This window comes from Dyella sp. PARNA 12/25, from assembly GCF_055702865.1.
The window spans coordinates 1-15,196 of record NZ_JBVQCI010000005.1 but is presented as its reverse complement, the minus strand read 5'-3'; the positions used below and the strand labels follow the sequence as shown (position 1 = coordinate 15,196).

Genomic DNA, 15,196 nt, shown 5'->3' with positions numbered 1-15,196 from the left:
CCGGATACTCGCACGCCGGCAGGGTGTTGCCAGTGCTGGAAGTTGTGTCCTCGGCGCTTTACTCGTCATCCCAGCGAAAGCTGGGATCCAGCGACTTTCACACGCAAGACGCAAGGCACTGGATCCCAGCTTTCGCTGGGATGACGAGCCATTTGAAGCGCGTCTCGGTGATTTGAAAAAGAACGGCCCGGCAATTGCCGGGCCGTTGGTGTCACACGAGATGCGGCCGGATCAGCCAGCTGCACGCTGCTTGTGGATGCGCTTGCTGTCCTGGTTCAGCGACTTGTTGAGGTTCTTCTGTTCCTGCTTGGTCAGGTGGCCGCCGTGCTGGGCTTCATCGCGGCTTTCGCGTGCGGCGATGTTGGCGTCCTGCTTCTCGTCACGCGCGGCCTGCTTGGCGTTGAGCTGGCCGTCGGCCACACCGGCCTGGATGCGGTCCTGTTGGTTCTCCAGGCGCTGGTTCACCTCGGAAACGCGCGGGTGCCCGGGGATGTTTTCCGGCGAGGTGGACTGCGCCATGGCGCCGGCGCTCGCGAGCACCGCGGCCATCGAAAAAGCGATCAGGCTGAAACGCGACGTCATCTGGGTCTTCATGGTTATGAATCCTTGGCTCCGGGTGAGTTGTTTCGGAGCAAAGCTCTCTTTGGGGAGTTCCACCCCGTGAAGTTAAGAGCACTTGCCCCTGTCGCCACCCGTTTGAATGGGTGGCTCAGGGCGGAAAACGAGGCTGCGTGTGCGCGGTTGACGTCGTTGGGGCGCGTGCCTGGTTTTGTTCAGCCGCAAGCAGGAATTGCGTAGGCGACTGTCAGTTAGGCGAAAGGAAATGCCGGGCAAAACCGGGTCTTGAGGCTTTCGATTCTTTGGGCGGTTCCGATTTCCCGCATTCCTCGTTGCGACCTCACCGTCATCCCCGCGAAGGCGGGGATCCAGTGCCTTTCGGCTTCCCTCTGCGCCAGCTAAAGACACTGGATCCCCGCCTTCGCGGGGATGACGGTGAGGGGTAGGTGGAAGTGTGTTTAATGGGGGAGGCCGTGCTTAGGCCTTTGCTTCCACCATAGACCGCAGGCTTCCCAGGCCTTCTTCGAAGTCCTTGCCGATCATCTTGTCCATGTTGAACAGCATGCCCATTAACTTGTGGGTGAAGCTCGACTCGCCGTGCATCGCCCAGGTGACCTGGGTTGTGGTGCCGCGCGGTTCCAGCTTGAACTCAGCGGTGTTGCTGGCCTTGAACGGCGTAAAGAACTCCAGCTTGATCTCAACGCGCGATGACGGCGTGGACAGGCTGATCTCCATGCGGCCGCTGCCGATGTTCTTGTTGCCGTTCCAGCCATAGGCGGCGCCGGTGCCGGCGTCCGGGCCTTCAAAGCTGCGTTGCATGGCCGGGTCCTTCTTCTCGTACGGCGACCATGACTGCCAGTGATGAAAATCGTTGATGAGGGGAAAGATGTGCTCCGGCGGCGCCTGGATGGTGGCCGAGCGCTGGATGGTGAAGCGACTGGGGCGCGACGCGGCCAGCACCACCACGATGGCGAAGATCAGCAAAATAATGACGAGTGCGATAAGCATGATGAGTTTCCAGGGGATAAGGGGCGCAGGCTTGCGTCAGGCTTCGGCCGGTTCTTTCGGCACCATGTGCATATAGGGCTCGGCTTCCTTCAGCACGCGATCGTAGGAGGGCCGCTGCATCAGGCGCAGCAGATAGGCCGCGCTGTTGGGGTATTCCTCTTCCAGCGGTATCAGCAGATTGCCGAAGAACAGCGGCGGCGCGGCGGCGCAATCGGCCATGCTGAAAGCGTCGCCGACGGCCCAGGTGCGGTCCGCCATGCGCTTCTCGAGCAAGCCTAAGGACACATGCAGGCGATCACGCGCCTGCGCGACGCCGTAGTGATCGTGTGCACCCGCAGGGCGAATGCGATCAGTGATGATCTTCTGCACCTGGTCATGCAGGTAGATGTCGCAGAAGCGATCCTGCAGACGCACTTCCCGTGCGAGATCCGCATCGGCAGGTATCAGCGACGCCGGGCCGGGATAGTGCTGGTCAAGGTATTCGATGATGATGCTCGACTCGGGCACCAGGCGATCGTGCGCATCGTCGTGCAGAAGCGGAAAACGGCCGATGGGGTACAGCTTGTAGTAGGCGTCGCGTGCCTCGGCATTGCCCAGGTCGACCAGATGCGGCCGGAAGGGCGTGTGATTCTCGTACAGCGCGATGAGTGCCTTGTGGCAGTAGGACGCGAGCGGATGCATATAGAGCGTGAGTGACATGGGCTTGTACCGTCCGAGCAAGATCAGTGTTGGGGATGAGCCAGCGCCACCTTGCCGGTGTTGCTGGTGTCGTCGATCAGTGCTTCCACCTGGATGCGCAGCAAGACGTCCATCTTGAAGCCATAGGCTTTACCGCTGTCCATGCCGAAGTCATCGCGCTTGAAGCTGGCGATGGCGTCCGCACCACACAGTTCACGTTTGAACATCGGGTGCTGCATGCACTTGAACGAGTTGATGGTGAGATCGAGCGGTTTGGTAATGCCGTGCAGTGTCAACTCGCCGGTCACCTTGGTGGGGGCGCCGTTGACGAAGTCGGTGAGCTTGCCGCGATAAGTGGCCTTCGGGTACTTGGCCACATCGAACAGGTTGGGGCCGCGCGCCTCCTTGTTCAAATCGGCGAGGCCGAAGTCTGCGCTGGCGGTATCCACGGTGATGTCGACCGTGCCTGTACCGGCGGCCTTGTCCAGGGTGATCTTGCCGCTGGTGCTATCGAACTTGCCGCGCCAGGTCGACAGCCCGCCGAAGTGATCGGCCTCGAAGCTCGGATAGGTATGCATAGGATCGATGGAATAGGTCGCGGCGTCGGCTGCGCTGCTGGCCGTCAGGGCCATCAGCAGCGCGGGTCCGATCAGGTGCCGGCTCAGGCCGTTCATGGGATGCATCGTCAACTCCTTGTGAGATGGGATAAGGCGTGGGGCACGGGTGTTTTCCCCGCGCTCCACCTCATGACGAACGGTCCACCCCGATTTCGACATCGTCACTCATGTCATTTGAAGACAGGGTGTAATCTCCGTTCCCAATGCGGCAGCCACCGGAGATACGTGCCATGCGTGCGCCAGTAGGTTCCGTCGTCGGTTTGTGTTCTGCCTCCGCCGGCCTTTGCGCCATGGGCATGGCCTTTCTCGCCTGGTGGGGCGTGCACGAGCCGGCGCCATGGCGCTTCGTCGACGTGCTGGCGACGGTGTTGGCCTTCATCAGCTTCGGCGCACTGGCGTCGGTACCGTGGATCGCGACCACCCCCGTATCGGAAGAGGGCGCCGAGCGCATTCCTGCTGCCCGGCGTGCATTCGCCATCGGCGTCGTGGCGATATGGCTGGCCGCCGTGGTGACTATCGTCGGTTAGCTGCTCGCGTCAGTCGACGACGAACAGCCGGGCGCCGGTGGGTGTCGACGAGCGATGGGCCGCGTCGCCGAAATCGGACACCTGATAACTCATGCCGGCGGTCAGCACGAAGCGGCGGCCGTCCTTCAACTCGGTGTGCAGCTCGCCATCCAATACATAGAGCACGTGACCGCGATCGCACCAGTGATCAGCGAGATAACCCGGGCTGTATTCCACTGTGCGCACGCGCAGGTCGCCAACAGCGAACGTACGCCAGTGTGCTTCGCCCGTCTCCCCGGGGTGAACGGTGACCGGTAGCTGGTCCCATTGGGTGGGCGTGAACGGCAGCGCTGGGATCTTCACGGACGGGTATCTCCTCTGATCAGATTTGGGTGTCGACGGGGTAGGGCCCATCGCCAAAGGATTCTGCGTGGTAACCCTTGGCACCCACCTTTCGCGCCAGCGGACTGCGCAGATCGTCACCGGCCTGAAGTCGCGCGATGAGTGATGCGAAATCGTGGCGCGGTGACCAGCCCAGTTCGCTACGGGCGCGTGCATTCACGTACACGCGGTCGATACCCGGCGTCATCTTCCAGTGATGCTGCGTGTACACCATCTCGTAGGCCGAGACGCGTCGACGCACCACCCGCGGCGCATCGGTGCGCAGCTCGGCCAGGTCTTCCGGCAAGAAGGGCGTGGTGGCACTGATGATGTAGCGCCTGAAACCCAGTGCGGGCGCGTGGCGTGCGGCAAGCAAATGCGCGCTGACCACATCTTCAATATCCACGCGCCGATGCAGGTACTCGTTGACCTTCAGGTTGTCGTCTCCGTAGCTGGCGCGTGCTTCGCGGCTGTCGTCCTCTTCGGGAAAGAAGCGCGACGTGCGCAGCACCATGGTCGCCAGACCCTGGTTGCGCTGGAACAGCTGGCACAGGTTCTCGGCGGCCGCCTTGGTGACACCGTAGATATTCTTGGGTACCGGCGTCACCTCTTCGGTAATCCACGCAGCAGGTTCACCGGGCGGCGGCACCAGCGCATCACCAAAAACGCTGGTGGTGCTGGTGTACACAAAGGATTCCACGCCGGCAGCCACCGATTCCTCCAGCAGATTCAGCGTGCCGGTAAGGTTGACGTCGATGAAAGCCTGGCGGCTATGCGTGGCCACATGCGGCTTGTGCAGCGTTGCCGGATGAAATACCTCGTTCACGCCTGGCATCAGTCGCCGCACGACAGCGCGGTCGCTGATCGAGCCGATATGCGTGGTAGCGGGCCCTGCCATGATATCCAACCCTGTCACGTCATGACCGAGCCCGCGCAGCGTAAGGGCTAACGCTTCGCCGAGATGACCGGAACTGCCCGTGACCAGCATGCGCATGTCCATGGCGCTCGCACTAAGGGGAGCGCCGATGCTATCACCGGGCCTGCGCGCGTCACACTTCGGCTTTGAAGGTTTTGCCCAGCGCGTTGCCGCGGCCCACATAGTGCCGAAACAGATAGAACAGCGGCTGGTACCGCGTGGGATCGATATGCTGCGTGCCGTTCACCACGACCTCTTCGTGCGCATGCACGTGCAACACTTCCAGCTCAATGATGGCGTAGCCACCGGCGTCGCCCTGCCAGGGTTCGATGGGGCGATCGACCATCAACAGCACACGCGCTTCCAACTGCAACGGACATTCCGCGATTCGTGGTGCGCTTACTGACAAGGAGGGTGCCGCGTGCCAACCACCTAGTGCGAACTTGTCGGCTTCATGACGATAGCCGATGGCTTGCTTCCAGGCAGGTACGTGAGTGCGACCGGTGGTGGGTGCAATGCGTTCCACGCCCTCGCACAGATCTTCGCTGGCGAGATTGAGCACGCACTCACGTTCGCGTTCCAGGTTCGCCAGGCCCTGCCCGCCACCGGAAAGACCGATCACCACACGATCGGCCAGCGCCCATGCCGACGACATCGGCGTGATGTTGGTGGAGCCATCCGGATTGCGCGTGGTAATGAGCACCACAGGCGTGCCGAAATATAGGATGGAGGGGTGAATGACGCGCGATTCGGGGGTGTGATAGATGTCCATGGGCACAGTGTCCTCATGGCTCACCGCCCATGTTTCGCCACTCAACGAAATATCGCTGGTGACGTGGCGCTAGACTGCACCCATGAGCGATGCCGTCTCCCCAAGCCGCTACCAGCTCGCCGAGATCGGGGCCCTGCTGGCCGAACCCGCACGTGCCGCCATGTTGCTGGCGCTGATCGATGGCACCTCGCGCCCCGCTGGCGAGCTGGCACGCGCAGCAGGCGTGGGCGCCGCCACCGGCAGCGCGCATCTCAAACGATTGTTGGAAGGCGGATTGCTGGCGGTGCATGAGCAGGGACGCCATCGCTATTACCGACTGGCCAGCGATGACGTGGCCGCGTTGATCGAGGCGCTTGCCCTGCCACGCGCGCGCCCGGTGTTGCCGGATCCTTCAGGCGGCGATCGTCGCCTGCGCATGGCGCGCACGTGTTACCGGCATCTGGCCGGGCGGCTCGGTGTGGGGCTGTGCGATGCGCTGTTGGGCCACGGTTTTCTGCATACAGCGAGCGAAGGCATGCGCTTGCAGGAGGCCGGTGCAGACGCACTGGTGTCGGCAGGACTCGATGAGACGCTCGTCCATGCGTTGCTCCCGTTGGCCGGGCGAGGCTGTCTCGACTGGACTGAACGCCGCTTGCATCTCGGCGGCCCACTGGGCGTGTCGCTGACCGACACGCTATTGGCAGCGGGTTGGCTGCGCCGTCACAGCAGCAGCCGTGCGCTGCAACCCAGTGATGATGGACTACGCCGATTCGCCCAGCTGGGTGTGCGGCTGGACGAGTCGCACTAAGGCGACTCCCCATGGATTCACATCGGGCTGGAAAATAGCGAGCGCAACGCCATGTCGCTGCCGACCGGTGAAAGCATCAGAAGTTCATCGAGTAGCGCCACCTGCTGGCGGCACAGTTGCACGTGATAGTTGACTCCCGGCTGCACCGGCACCGATTTTGCGACATGGCTGCTCACCTGGCTCAGTTCGCGCTGGCCAAGTGCCCAGTCGACGTGGATCTGGCGGGCGGGATCGTTATCGCGCAACAGGCTCACATAGCTATGCCCGTTGTTCTCGTAAACTGTGTCGGCATCCTTGCCGGCATTGAACGAAAGGCCCGCGAGATAGCGTCCGCAGGCATCAGCGGAAAGCTTCTCGCTGAGGCTCATCAGCATGTCGCGCCGGGCGATGGCAAAACTCCGCACGTGATCGGCGGTCGCTGTCCGCATGGCCGCGGTGCGCGCGGCATGCAGCGTGTGCCATAGCGACGTGTTGTAGTCGGCCAGGCGCTGCGTGCGGGTGGATTCCTGTTCGATCTGCTGGTCGCGCGTCACCCACGCGCTGTAGATGCCAGGTGACTGATCACGGATCAGCGTGAGTGCCTCGCCCATCGGCTGCGAGCTGGGGTTGAGGCTGAACCCATAGAGGAATTTCTCCTTACGCCACTGTGCTTCGGCCAGCACGCGGTCATCGATGCGCAGGCCGGTGATGACGTGGTTGGCAAACAACACATTGACGTCAGGCGAATAGTACTCGTCGCCTTGCTTGGCAAAGGCCAGGCGAATGAAATCGGGTGAGGCGCCGAGCGCGGAAAGCATGGCCTTGAACTTCTGTTGCTCGGTGTCCACGTAATCTTTGGACACGCGCGAGTCGATCATCGAATGCATCTGGTGGAATCCCAGCATGCCATGGGCAGAGAGGATGCGTTCGGAAGCGCCGGTAAACACTACGGTACAGGCGCTCACGCAGGCGTGATCGACTTCAACCACGATGTCTTTCCGGCCGGCCAGGTAGTCATGCAGTTGCATGGCGTTGTCGACATCGCCGCCAAGGCTCTCAAGCACCAGGCGATGCACATCCGGATGTGCACGGAGCGCGTCCATCACCGCGTCCGCGTAGCCCACGCCGACATTGCCCCTGACCATGATCGCGTGCGCGACAGGGTCGGGTACGACGGTGAAATTGCTCAATCGCCGTTGTGCAGCAGCGCCGTGCGCCAAGCCCTGCAGCTCGTGGATTCGTATCGGCAGGCTGCCGACCAGCACCAGAATGGCCAGCACCATCAGAATATTCACCGGCACGGCCCAGCGGCTGCCGCTGATCGCGGCCGAGCGCAGAATGCCTACCACTTGCCAGACCGAGATGATCAGCCGCAGCACGACGTAGGTCGAAGCGATCGCCAGCAGCCACGTCAACGACAGATGGTGAGCCTTCATCCATTCCAACAAGGCCGCTTCGACAATCGACAACCCGAGGCCCACCAGCGCGCCACCGATCCAGAACGACTGCCAGATCGGCAACTCGCCTCGCCAGTGCGCGACGATATAGGGCGAGCGGGGCAGTGAGGCCGCCGGTGCCCGGCGTGAGCGTGCCGCTGGCGGTGGCATGCTGCCGTCCCAGCGAGGTTCGATGCGGTCATGGCGCCGGAACGGCGGCTCTGCGTAAGTCATGGAACGTTCTCTCCCCCCTGTCGAAGTGAACCCCACGTTGGCCTGCGAAACGCCGTGCAGCCCGAGACACCGGGCCACACGGCGCAAACATCATCAGGCTTGCTTGCGCTTGAACAGCTTGGCAAAAGCGCCGCCAATGGCCGCAATGCCGAGCACGATGAACTTTTTGAACGCCAGCAACATCACGCCGAGCTTGGCGAACAGACCTGCCTTGGCGGCGATGCCACCCGCCACAAGCGCGGCAATGCCGTAGGCAGCGGTCTTGTCGGTCGAGGAGTTGTAGTCGGCGTAGCGCTGGCCAGCGTCGAACTCGGCCATTTCCACCACGGCCGGCATATCGGCACGCACCTGGGCGAGCTGCCCGATCGGCGCCACGGCGTTGAGCGAGAGATAGCCCTTACGGCCCAGCACGCGAATGGCGTAGTTCAGCGTGTGACCCTGATCAGAACCGTCGGCCTTCTTGAACTGGAGGTCACGCGCCCAGTAGAGCTTGTGCGAGGCTGCGTCGTAGTGCGGAGGTTCAGCCCAGCCCAACAGTTCAATGGCGGGGTAGCCTGCCTTCAGACGATCCGGGTTTTCCTCTTTGGTCGCCTTCTGCAGGTCCTTGAGCATGTCGTTGTAGTCGACCTTGGCGGCGTCCTGGTCGGTCACATAGCCTTCGTCGACAAAGCTCACCACCACGGCCCAGTTCTTTTCCTGCAGCACGGCATGCGCATCCGTGCTGGGAATGATCATGCCCAACACACTGTCATCCGGCGGGTTGCCCCAGGCCTGGGTCAGCACGCGCTGCGCGTCCTTGGCCGGCAGAAAACTGTAGCCATCGGCAATCGTCAGCGTGGCCTGCGCGCCCGGAAGGGACACACTGCCCGTCTGCGGGTGCAGCGAGCTGACGAATTGTTCTGCGGTCATGGAGTGGCCGCCCGTTTCGGCGGCGGCCAGCGCAGGCGCGGTCAGGGCAAAAGCAGTGAGCAGCCCAAAAGCGGGCAGAAATGTTCTGCGAAGCATGAAGAAACCCTCGGTATCGTCCGTTGATACGCATCCCCCGATGCGGCCGCTGCTCCCCCTTGGCGCAGCGGCGGGGTCATCTTATCGCTTATTCAGGCACTTCTGGTCAGGGCGACTTCGCTGCGGGCGAGCGCTCGAAGCTGCCGGCATCGCCCGGGAACACCACCGGGCTTTCGTAGCCATCCGCCGAAACCGCTGAGACACCGAAGAACCAGTCGTCGATCACCACATCCTTGATCACCGCCTGGTCCACATTGCCCACGGCGTGGCGGTGCTGCCACTGCGGCGCCACGGTGTCGCGCCAGTGCACCACGTAGCCAGCAGCACCGGGCACTTTCTTCCAGTGCACGGTGGTGTCCGTGGCCAGCGCGCCCTCGGTGGTCACGCCGGTCGGCGGCGCGGGTGCACGGCTGAGGGCGGCCATGGTGATGGTGTTCAGCGCCGTTACGCGGGCGAGATAACGGAAGTCCACACCGTCGACGGTGTCGCCGTAGTGGATGCCATCGCCCGTGCGCAGGTCCTGGTGCTGGCGGGTGTAATCCTCGTGGCCTTCGGTGACGCGCACGGCGGGATAGCCGGCCTCGAGGAAGGGCACTTGATCGCCGCCGCGGCTGTAGCGGTCGGTACGGTAGACCATGCGCACGCGCAGATCGGGCATGTAGCTCGTCGCCATCTGCTCCATATAGCGCGCGATATTGCGCGAGGGGGAATCCACCTCGCCGCCGTGATACGCGCGATACTTGGCCTGCTCAGCCGTCTCGTTGCTCTTGGTGCCTTCGGAGAAGATACGCACCGTGGTGTTGTCGAGCACTCCGTTCTGCCCGTGGCTATTGCCCACGATGTCGTTGTTGAGATCGGCCTGCACCTGCCAACCCTGTGCGGTGGCGTAGTCGGCCAGCACCTTGCCACCGTACAAGCCCTGCTCCTCGCCGGAAAGCGCCGCAAATACCAGTGTGGCGTCGTTATTCTGCTTTGACAGCAGTCGCGCCGCTTCCATCAATGCGGCAACGCCGGAGGCGTCATCGTTGGCGCCCGGCGCATCGCTGGTGGCATTCATCACATCGGTGACACGCGAATCGATATGGCCGGTCATCACGATCACGCGCTTGGGGTCACCCTTGCCACGCTTGATCGCCACCACATCCATTACCTCGGTCGGTTGTGGAACGCGCTTGCCGGTGAACACCTGCGACGGCGTCACCACCTCGATGCAGCCGCCGCACTCCCTGGAGATCTGCTCAAAGCGCGACTTCACCCAGCGGCGCGCCGCACCAATGCCGCGCGTGTCGGATTGGGTATCTGACAGGGTGTGCCGCGTGCCGAAGCTCACCAGCTTCTCGATGGTGGCCCGCAGCTCCGCCTCGCTCGGCGCGGTGGACAACGCCTGCAGCGAGGGTTGCTCGCGCGGCCCTACGGGCAGGTCTGCTGCCTGGGCGGCAAAGGTGGCGGTGATCAATGCGGCAAGGCAGAGGGTTTGGCGAGACACGGGCTTCATCCGGCAAGTGGTGAAGCCTGCACCTTACTACGTGGTTTGGACGTCCGGGATGGGCCGATGGTCAGCCCAGCGCGCATCTGCTGTAGGGGCGCACTCGTGCGCGACCCGCCGCAGGCAAGGGCTAGTGCGCCGGCGGCGTCAGCACGATCTCGAACAGCGTCGGCCAGCGCTTGCCGGTGACAAAGAGTCGATCATGCTGCGCGTCGTAGGCGATGCCGTTGAGCACATCATTGGTGGGGTCGGGCAGCTTGCTGGTGTCCAGCAAGCCGGTAAGGTCGATCCAGCCCTTCACGTTACCGGTGGCCGGGTCGATGCGGGCAATACGGTCAGTCATCCACACATTGGCGTAGAGCTCGCCCTTCACCCACTCCAACTCGTTGATGTTGGGTACCGGCTTGCCGTTCTCCATGACCATGATGCTGCCCACCGTGGCCAGCGTTTCCGGATTAAGGATGCGCACCACCGGCGAGCCGTCGCTCATGTAGATGTGTTTGTCATCGCGCGTCAGCGCCCAGCCCTCGCCGGGATAGTTGAACGTGCGCTGCGGCTTGAAGCTGGCCAGGTCGTAGACGAAGCCCAGCTGATCCTTCCAGGTCAGCTGCACGATGCGCTGGCCCCAGTCGACGATGCCCTCGCCGAAGTACTGCGCGGGCAGGTCGTGACGTTGCACGACCTTGCCGCTGGTGAGCTCCACTTTTCGCACGGTGGATTCGCCAGCCTCGCCGGTGCTCTCGTAGAGATAGCCATCCTTGTAAAACAGACCCTCGGTATAGGCCGAGGTGTCATGCGGATAGCTATGCACAACGCGGTAGCCGTAGACCGGCGTGCCAGCATGGGCGGTGGCGGTGATGGCAAGTGCCATCGCGCAGATCATCCAACGGATCAAGCGGGTTTCCTCGAGGCGGGGCGCGGTTCGCAAGTGGACTCAGTGCAGCGCACGCACACGGAAATTCTTCCCCTTGATGCGCCCGGCGCGCAGGCGTTCCAGCGCCTTGTTCGCCAGATCACGCCGAATGGCGACGTACGCACGGGTGGCAAACACATCGATCTTGCCGATGTTCTTGCCGTCGAGGCCGGCATCGCCGGTCAAGGCACCGAGGATGTCGCCTGGACGCAGCTTGTCCTGCCGCCCGGCATCGATCACCAGCGTGCGCATCGGCGCCAGATGTAGCTGCTTGCCACGCGACGGCGAGACCTTCAGTGGATGCCAGGGCAGGGCGCGACCCAGCTGCTCTTCGATGTTGAGTGCCTTGGGGCGCTCGCGTGGCGTGACCAAAGTGATGGCCAGGCCATCCTCGCCTGCGCGGCCGGTGCGGCCCACACGGTGCGTATGAGTGTCCGGGTCGTGGGCGATGTCGTAGCTCACCACCAGCGGCAAGGCGGCGATGTCGAGTCCTCGCGCAGCCACATCGGTAGCGACCAGAATGGAACAGCTGCGGTTGGCGAACTGCACCAGCACTTCATCGCGATCGCGTTGCTCCATATCGCCATGCAGGGGTAGTGCGGTGAAACCACGCTTGTCCAGTTCGGCAGCGACGATGTCCACATCCTTGCGCATGTTGCAGAAGACCAATGCGTGCTGCGCCTGCTCTTCCTTGACCTGATCTTTGCCCAGCAGCTGGGCGAGGGCATCCATCTTCTGTGCCGGCTCCACCTCGTGGAAGCGTTGTTCGATGGTCACTTCGTCGTGCGGTGTTTCCACCGTCACTTCCACCGGATCGCGCTGCTGGCGCTTGCTCACCTGTCGAATCTCTTCGGCGTAGGTGGCGGAGAACAACAGGGTCTGATGGTGTTTGGCGATGCGCCCGACGATGTCGTCGATGGCGTCGCTGAAGCCCATGTCCAGCATGCGGTCGGCCTCGTCCAGCACCAGCACCTTGATGCCGCCACCATGCAGGCTGCCGCGCTTCAGATGTTCCTGCACGCGCCCCGGCGTGCCGACCACGATATGCGGATCATGCGTGAGCGAGGCCAGCTGCGGGCCCAATGGCATGCCACCGCACAGCGTCAGCACCTTCACATTGGGGATGTTGGCCGCCAACTTACGGATGGACTTGCTGACCTGGTCGGCCAGTTCGCGCGTGGGGCAGAGCACCAGCGCCTGCAGGCGAATGGTGTCGACGTCGAGATGATGCAGCAGGCCGAGGCCGAATGCGGCGGTCTTGCCGCTGCCGGTGCGGGCCTGGGCGATCACGTCTCGGCCTTCCAGGATCGGGGGGAGGCTGAGTGCCTGCACCGGGGTCATCTCGGTGTAGCCGAGGGTTTCCACGCTGGCGAGCAGGGCGGGTTTGAGGGGGAGGGTGCGGAAATCGGTCATGCGACATGATCGCATGGGAGGGGGTGTGGGCGCGGCGGGGGCCGCCACGTCCCCTCTACCAGACGGGCGACCCGAAGGTAGTCCCCGTGGGAAGGAGGGTTGGGGTGAGGGGTGAGTGCTCGCGAGAACGCGTGTTCCCCTCACCGTCATCCCGGCGCAGGCCGGGATCCAGTGACTTTGCTCTTGGCACTGGTTGGCGATCCCGCCAGCGTGCCGCCTACGCGGCGGGCGTTTCGATCCCCTGCCGGCGCTCGAGTCACTTTTCTTTTGCTGGCCCAAAAGAAAAGTAACCCAAAGAAAACGGCCTTTAGAGCGGGGTTGCCGTGGCGTCGTGGTGAATAAAAGCCTTGACGCTGACGAAGCCCGGATCGTCACGATCGCACGACACGCGGTCCGGCTACACCGCAACGCGCCACAGCGACGAGGACTTAATGCGGAGCGCTACGCGCCTTTGCTCCCTCTCCCCTTCGGGGAGAGGGCTGGGGTGAGGGGCCAATCTTGCGATCCGGCTCATCGATGCGACTTGGGAAACAAGTCCCTTCTTGCCCCAGACAAACAAAACCCCCATGCCGGTCTGGCACAGGGGCTTCGAGTGAATCAGCGGAAATTACGAATGGGCTCTTACCCTTGCATATCTTCCAATTCCATACCCTTCGTCTCGCGCACCGACGTCACCACGAACACCAGCGAAATCAGCGCGAACAGGGCGTACAGACCATAAGCGAACGACAGGCCCGCCTGCGCCAGCGCAGGGAAGGTGGCGGTGATGGCGAAGTTGGCCAGCCACTGCGCGGCGGCGGCCACGGCCAACGCAATGGCGCGGATGCGGTTGGGGAACATCTCGCCCAGCAGCACCCACACCATCGGGCCCCAGCTCATGCCGAAGAACACCACGTAGGCATTGGCAGCGACCAGCGCCACGTAGTTCCACGGCGTGGGCAGCGAAAGGCTGTCGCCGCTGCCGATGGCTTGCGAGAAGCACCAGGCCATCAGGCCCAGCGTGACGGCCATGCCGGCGGAGCCGATGACCAGCAGCGGCTTGCGGCCGATGCGGTCTACCAGCGCAATCGCCACCAGCGTCACCAGCACGTTCACCACCGAGGTGGCCACGGTGATGGAGAACGAGTCGGCTTCGCTGAAGCCCACCGAGTGCCACAGCGTGTTGGAGTAGTAGAAGATGACGTTGATGCCGACAAACTGCTGGAACACCGACAGCAGAATGCCGATCCACACGACCGGCAACAGGCCCAGACGCGGGCCACGCAGATCGCGCAGGCGCGGGCGGTATTCCGAACGCAGGCTCTGCTCGATGTCCTGCAGCTTGGTATCCAGCGCGGCTTCGTTATGGATATCGAGGACCTTGCGCAGCACGTCGCGCGCTTCGGGCAGGCGACCCTTGGCCACCAGATGGCGCGGCGACTCCGGCACGCCCAGTACCAGCGAACCGTAGATCAGCGCGGGCACTACGGCGACCAGAAACATCCATCGCCACGCGGCCAGACCGAGCCACAACGGCTGCGAAGCGCCACCAGCGGAACCACGCAGCCAAGCGGCGCTGAGCAACGCCGCGAAAATGCCAAGCACGATGGCCAGCTGCTGCAACGAACCCAGTCGTCCGCGCACCTGCGCCGGCGACACCTCCGCGATATACGTCGGCGCAATTACCGAAGCCACGCCCACGCCAATGCCACCGACCAGGCGCCAGAAAATCAGGCTGCCCACACTGCCGACGAGGCCAGCGCCCAGCGAGCTCACGGCCAGAAGCAGCGCTGCCACTTGCATGGTGCGCACACGGCCGAAGCGGTCCGCCAGCGGGCCGGCATACCAGGCACCCAGCGCAGAGCCAAGCAGTGCGCACGACACCGCAAAGCCGATCTGACCAACATCCAGGCCAAAGTGGGCACGCACCGCATCGACGGCGCCGTTGATCACTGCTGTGTCAAAACCGAAAAGAAAACCGCCCAGTGCCGCTGCCGCTGCAATCAGTACCACGCGCGCAGTCGCATGCTGGCCGAGGTCATCGACGGCATTCGCCGAAGGTGTATTCAGATTCATTGCCTCTCCCCGATGTGAGTTCGGCGATTCTGCGATGGCGGAGCGGGTTCGAAGGATTGAATACGTATGCACCAACGGGGTGGTGCTGTCGAGCTTGTGGGGTGGAAGGTGGGAATGATGCGGTGCGTTAGAGGGTTTGGCGTGGGAGGGTGAAAAGGTGGAACGGTTCTAGGATGTTTGCCCCGGAATGTTGGTGCGATGCGACATCGTAAGGTAGGCGTGTCACGGCATTTGGCTTTACCCTTCCTTTTGGAGTGGCGAATCGAGAAGAGGGGTTCTGTGGAAGAACTTCTACAGGCCTCAGCTAAAGGAAGGCATTTGCAAGAGTGCCCCCTCTCCCCAACCCTCTCCCACGAGGGGAGAGGGAGCAAGAGCCAAGAGCCAAGAGCCAAGAGCCAAGAGCCAAGAGCCAAGAGCCAAGAGCCAAGAGCCAAGAGCCAAGAGCCAAGAGC

General features: G+C 63.1%; 15 protein-coding genes. 2 read left to right on the top strand and 13 right to left on the bottom strand.

Annotation, left to right across the window (positions count from 1 at the left end):
• Positions 1 to 231: 231 nt before the first annotated feature.
• The 4 genes from AC0GUR_RS11905 to AC0GUR_RS11890 form a co-directional block, all read right to left on the bottom strand.
• A complete protein-coding gene (locus AC0GUR_RS11905; protein ID WP_472877701.1) occupies positions 232 to 594 on the bottom strand; it encodes a hypothetical protein in 363 nt (120 codons plus the stop codon).
• A 441-nt stretch (positions 595 to 1,035) separates the two neighbouring features.
• The gene (locus tag AC0GUR_RS11900) at positions 1,036 to 1,566 is read right to left on the bottom strand and encodes an SRPBCC family protein (RefSeq protein ID WP_472877700.1); all 531 of its coding nucleotides are present in this window, start codon (positions 1,564 to 1,566) and stop codon (positions 1,036 to 1,038) included.
• Between the two features lie 36 nt (positions 1,567 to 1,602).
• Positions 1,603 to 2,265, bottom strand: a complete 663-nt coding sequence (locus AC0GUR_RS11895) for a glutathione S-transferase family protein (RefSeq protein ID WP_472877699.1) — start codon at positions 2,263 to 2,265, stop codon at positions 1,603 to 1,605.
• A gap of 23 nt (positions 2,266 to 2,288) precedes the next feature.
• Positions 2,289 to 2,918, bottom strand: a complete 630-nt coding sequence (locus AC0GUR_RS11890; protein ID WP_472877914.1) for a YceI family protein — start codon at positions 2,916 to 2,918, stop codon at positions 2,289 to 2,291.
• A gap of 173 nt (positions 2,919 to 3,091) precedes the next feature.
• Here AC0GUR_RS11890 and AC0GUR_RS11885 point away from each other — a divergent pair, with 173 nt between their 5' ends.
• Positions 3,092 to 3,388 (top strand): hypothetical protein, encoded by a 297-nt coding sequence (locus AC0GUR_RS11885; protein ID WP_472877698.1) that lies wholly within the window; start codon positions 3,092 to 3,094, stop codon positions 3,386 to 3,388.
• A 9-nt stretch (positions 3,389 to 3,397) separates the two neighbouring features.
• On the opposite strand, the gene AC0GUR_RS11880 is transcribed toward AC0GUR_RS11885, so the two are convergent.
• From AC0GUR_RS11880 to AC0GUR_RS11870, 3 genes are read right to left on the bottom strand one after another with little or no spacing between them, the layout of a single operon-like run.
• Positions 3,398 to 3,730 carry a DHCW motif cupin fold protein gene (locus tag AC0GUR_RS11880; protein WP_472877697.1) on the bottom strand — a complete coding sequence of 111 codons (333 nt, stop codon included), beginning with the start codon at positions 3,728 to 3,730 and terminating at the stop codon, positions 3,398 to 3,400.
• A 19-nt stretch (positions 3,731 to 3,749) separates the two neighbouring features.
• The gene (locus AC0GUR_RS11875) at positions 3,750 to 4,748 is read right to left on the bottom strand and encodes an NAD-dependent epimerase/dehydratase family protein (protein WP_472877696.1); all 999 of its coding nucleotides are present in this window, start codon (positions 4,746 to 4,748) and stop codon (positions 3,750 to 3,752) included.
• Positions 4,749 to 4,797: 49 nt separating this feature from the next.
• The gene (locus tag AC0GUR_RS11870) at positions 4,798 to 5,436 is read right to left on the bottom strand and encodes a flavin reductase family protein (RefSeq protein ID WP_472877695.1); all 639 of its coding nucleotides are present in this window, start codon (positions 5,434 to 5,436) and stop codon (positions 4,798 to 4,800) included.
• 82 nt (positions 5,437 to 5,518) lie between these two features.
• Between AC0GUR_RS11870 and AC0GUR_RS11865 the strand changes: the two genes are divergently transcribed.
• Entirely contained in the window at positions 5,519 to 6,223 is a 705-nt protein-coding gene (locus AC0GUR_RS11865) for an ArsR/SmtB family transcription factor (RefSeq protein WP_472877694.1), read from the top strand.
• Positions 6,224 to 6,240: 17 nt separating this feature from the next.
• On the opposite strand, the gene AC0GUR_RS11860 is transcribed toward AC0GUR_RS11865, so the two are convergent.
• From AC0GUR_RS11860 to AC0GUR_RS11835, 6 genes are all read right to left on the bottom strand, one after another.
• Positions 6,241 to 7,872 (bottom strand): hypothetical protein, encoded by a 1,632-nt coding sequence (locus tag AC0GUR_RS11860; protein ID WP_472877693.1) that lies wholly within the window; start codon positions 7,870 to 7,872, stop codon positions 6,241 to 6,243.
• A gap of 93 nt (positions 7,873 to 7,965) precedes the next feature.
• Positions 7,966 to 8,877, bottom strand: coding sequence for a DUF2167 domain-containing protein (locus AC0GUR_RS11855; RefSeq protein WP_472877692.1), 912 nt, complete (start codon positions 8,875 to 8,877; stop codon positions 7,966 to 7,968).
• Between the two features lie 106 nt (positions 8,878 to 8,983).
• A complete protein-coding gene (locus AC0GUR_RS11850; RefSeq protein ID WP_472877691.1) occupies positions 8,984 to 10,372 on the bottom strand; it encodes a M20/M25/M40 family metallo-hydrolase in 1,389 nt (462 codons plus the stop codon).
• Between the two features lie 121 nt (positions 10,373 to 10,493).
• Positions 10,494 to 11,258 (bottom strand): glutaminyl-peptide cyclotransferase, encoded by a 765-nt coding sequence (locus tag AC0GUR_RS11845; protein ID WP_472877690.1) that lies wholly within the window; start codon positions 11,256 to 11,258, stop codon positions 10,494 to 10,496.
• A gap of 39 nt (positions 11,259 to 11,297) precedes the next feature.
• Complete coding sequence (dbpA, locus tag AC0GUR_RS11840; protein WP_472877689.1) at positions 11,298 to 12,689, bottom strand: ATP-dependent RNA helicase DbpA; 1,392 nt, start codon at positions 12,687 to 12,689, stop codon at positions 11,298 to 11,300.
• A 621-nt stretch (positions 12,690 to 13,310) separates the two neighbouring features.
• Positions 13,311 to 14,744, bottom strand: coding sequence for a sugar porter family MFS transporter (locus AC0GUR_RS11835; RefSeq protein WP_472877688.1), 1,434 nt, complete (start codon positions 14,742 to 14,744; stop codon positions 13,311 to 13,313).
• Between the last annotated feature and the right edge of the window lie 452 nt (positions 14,745 to 15,196).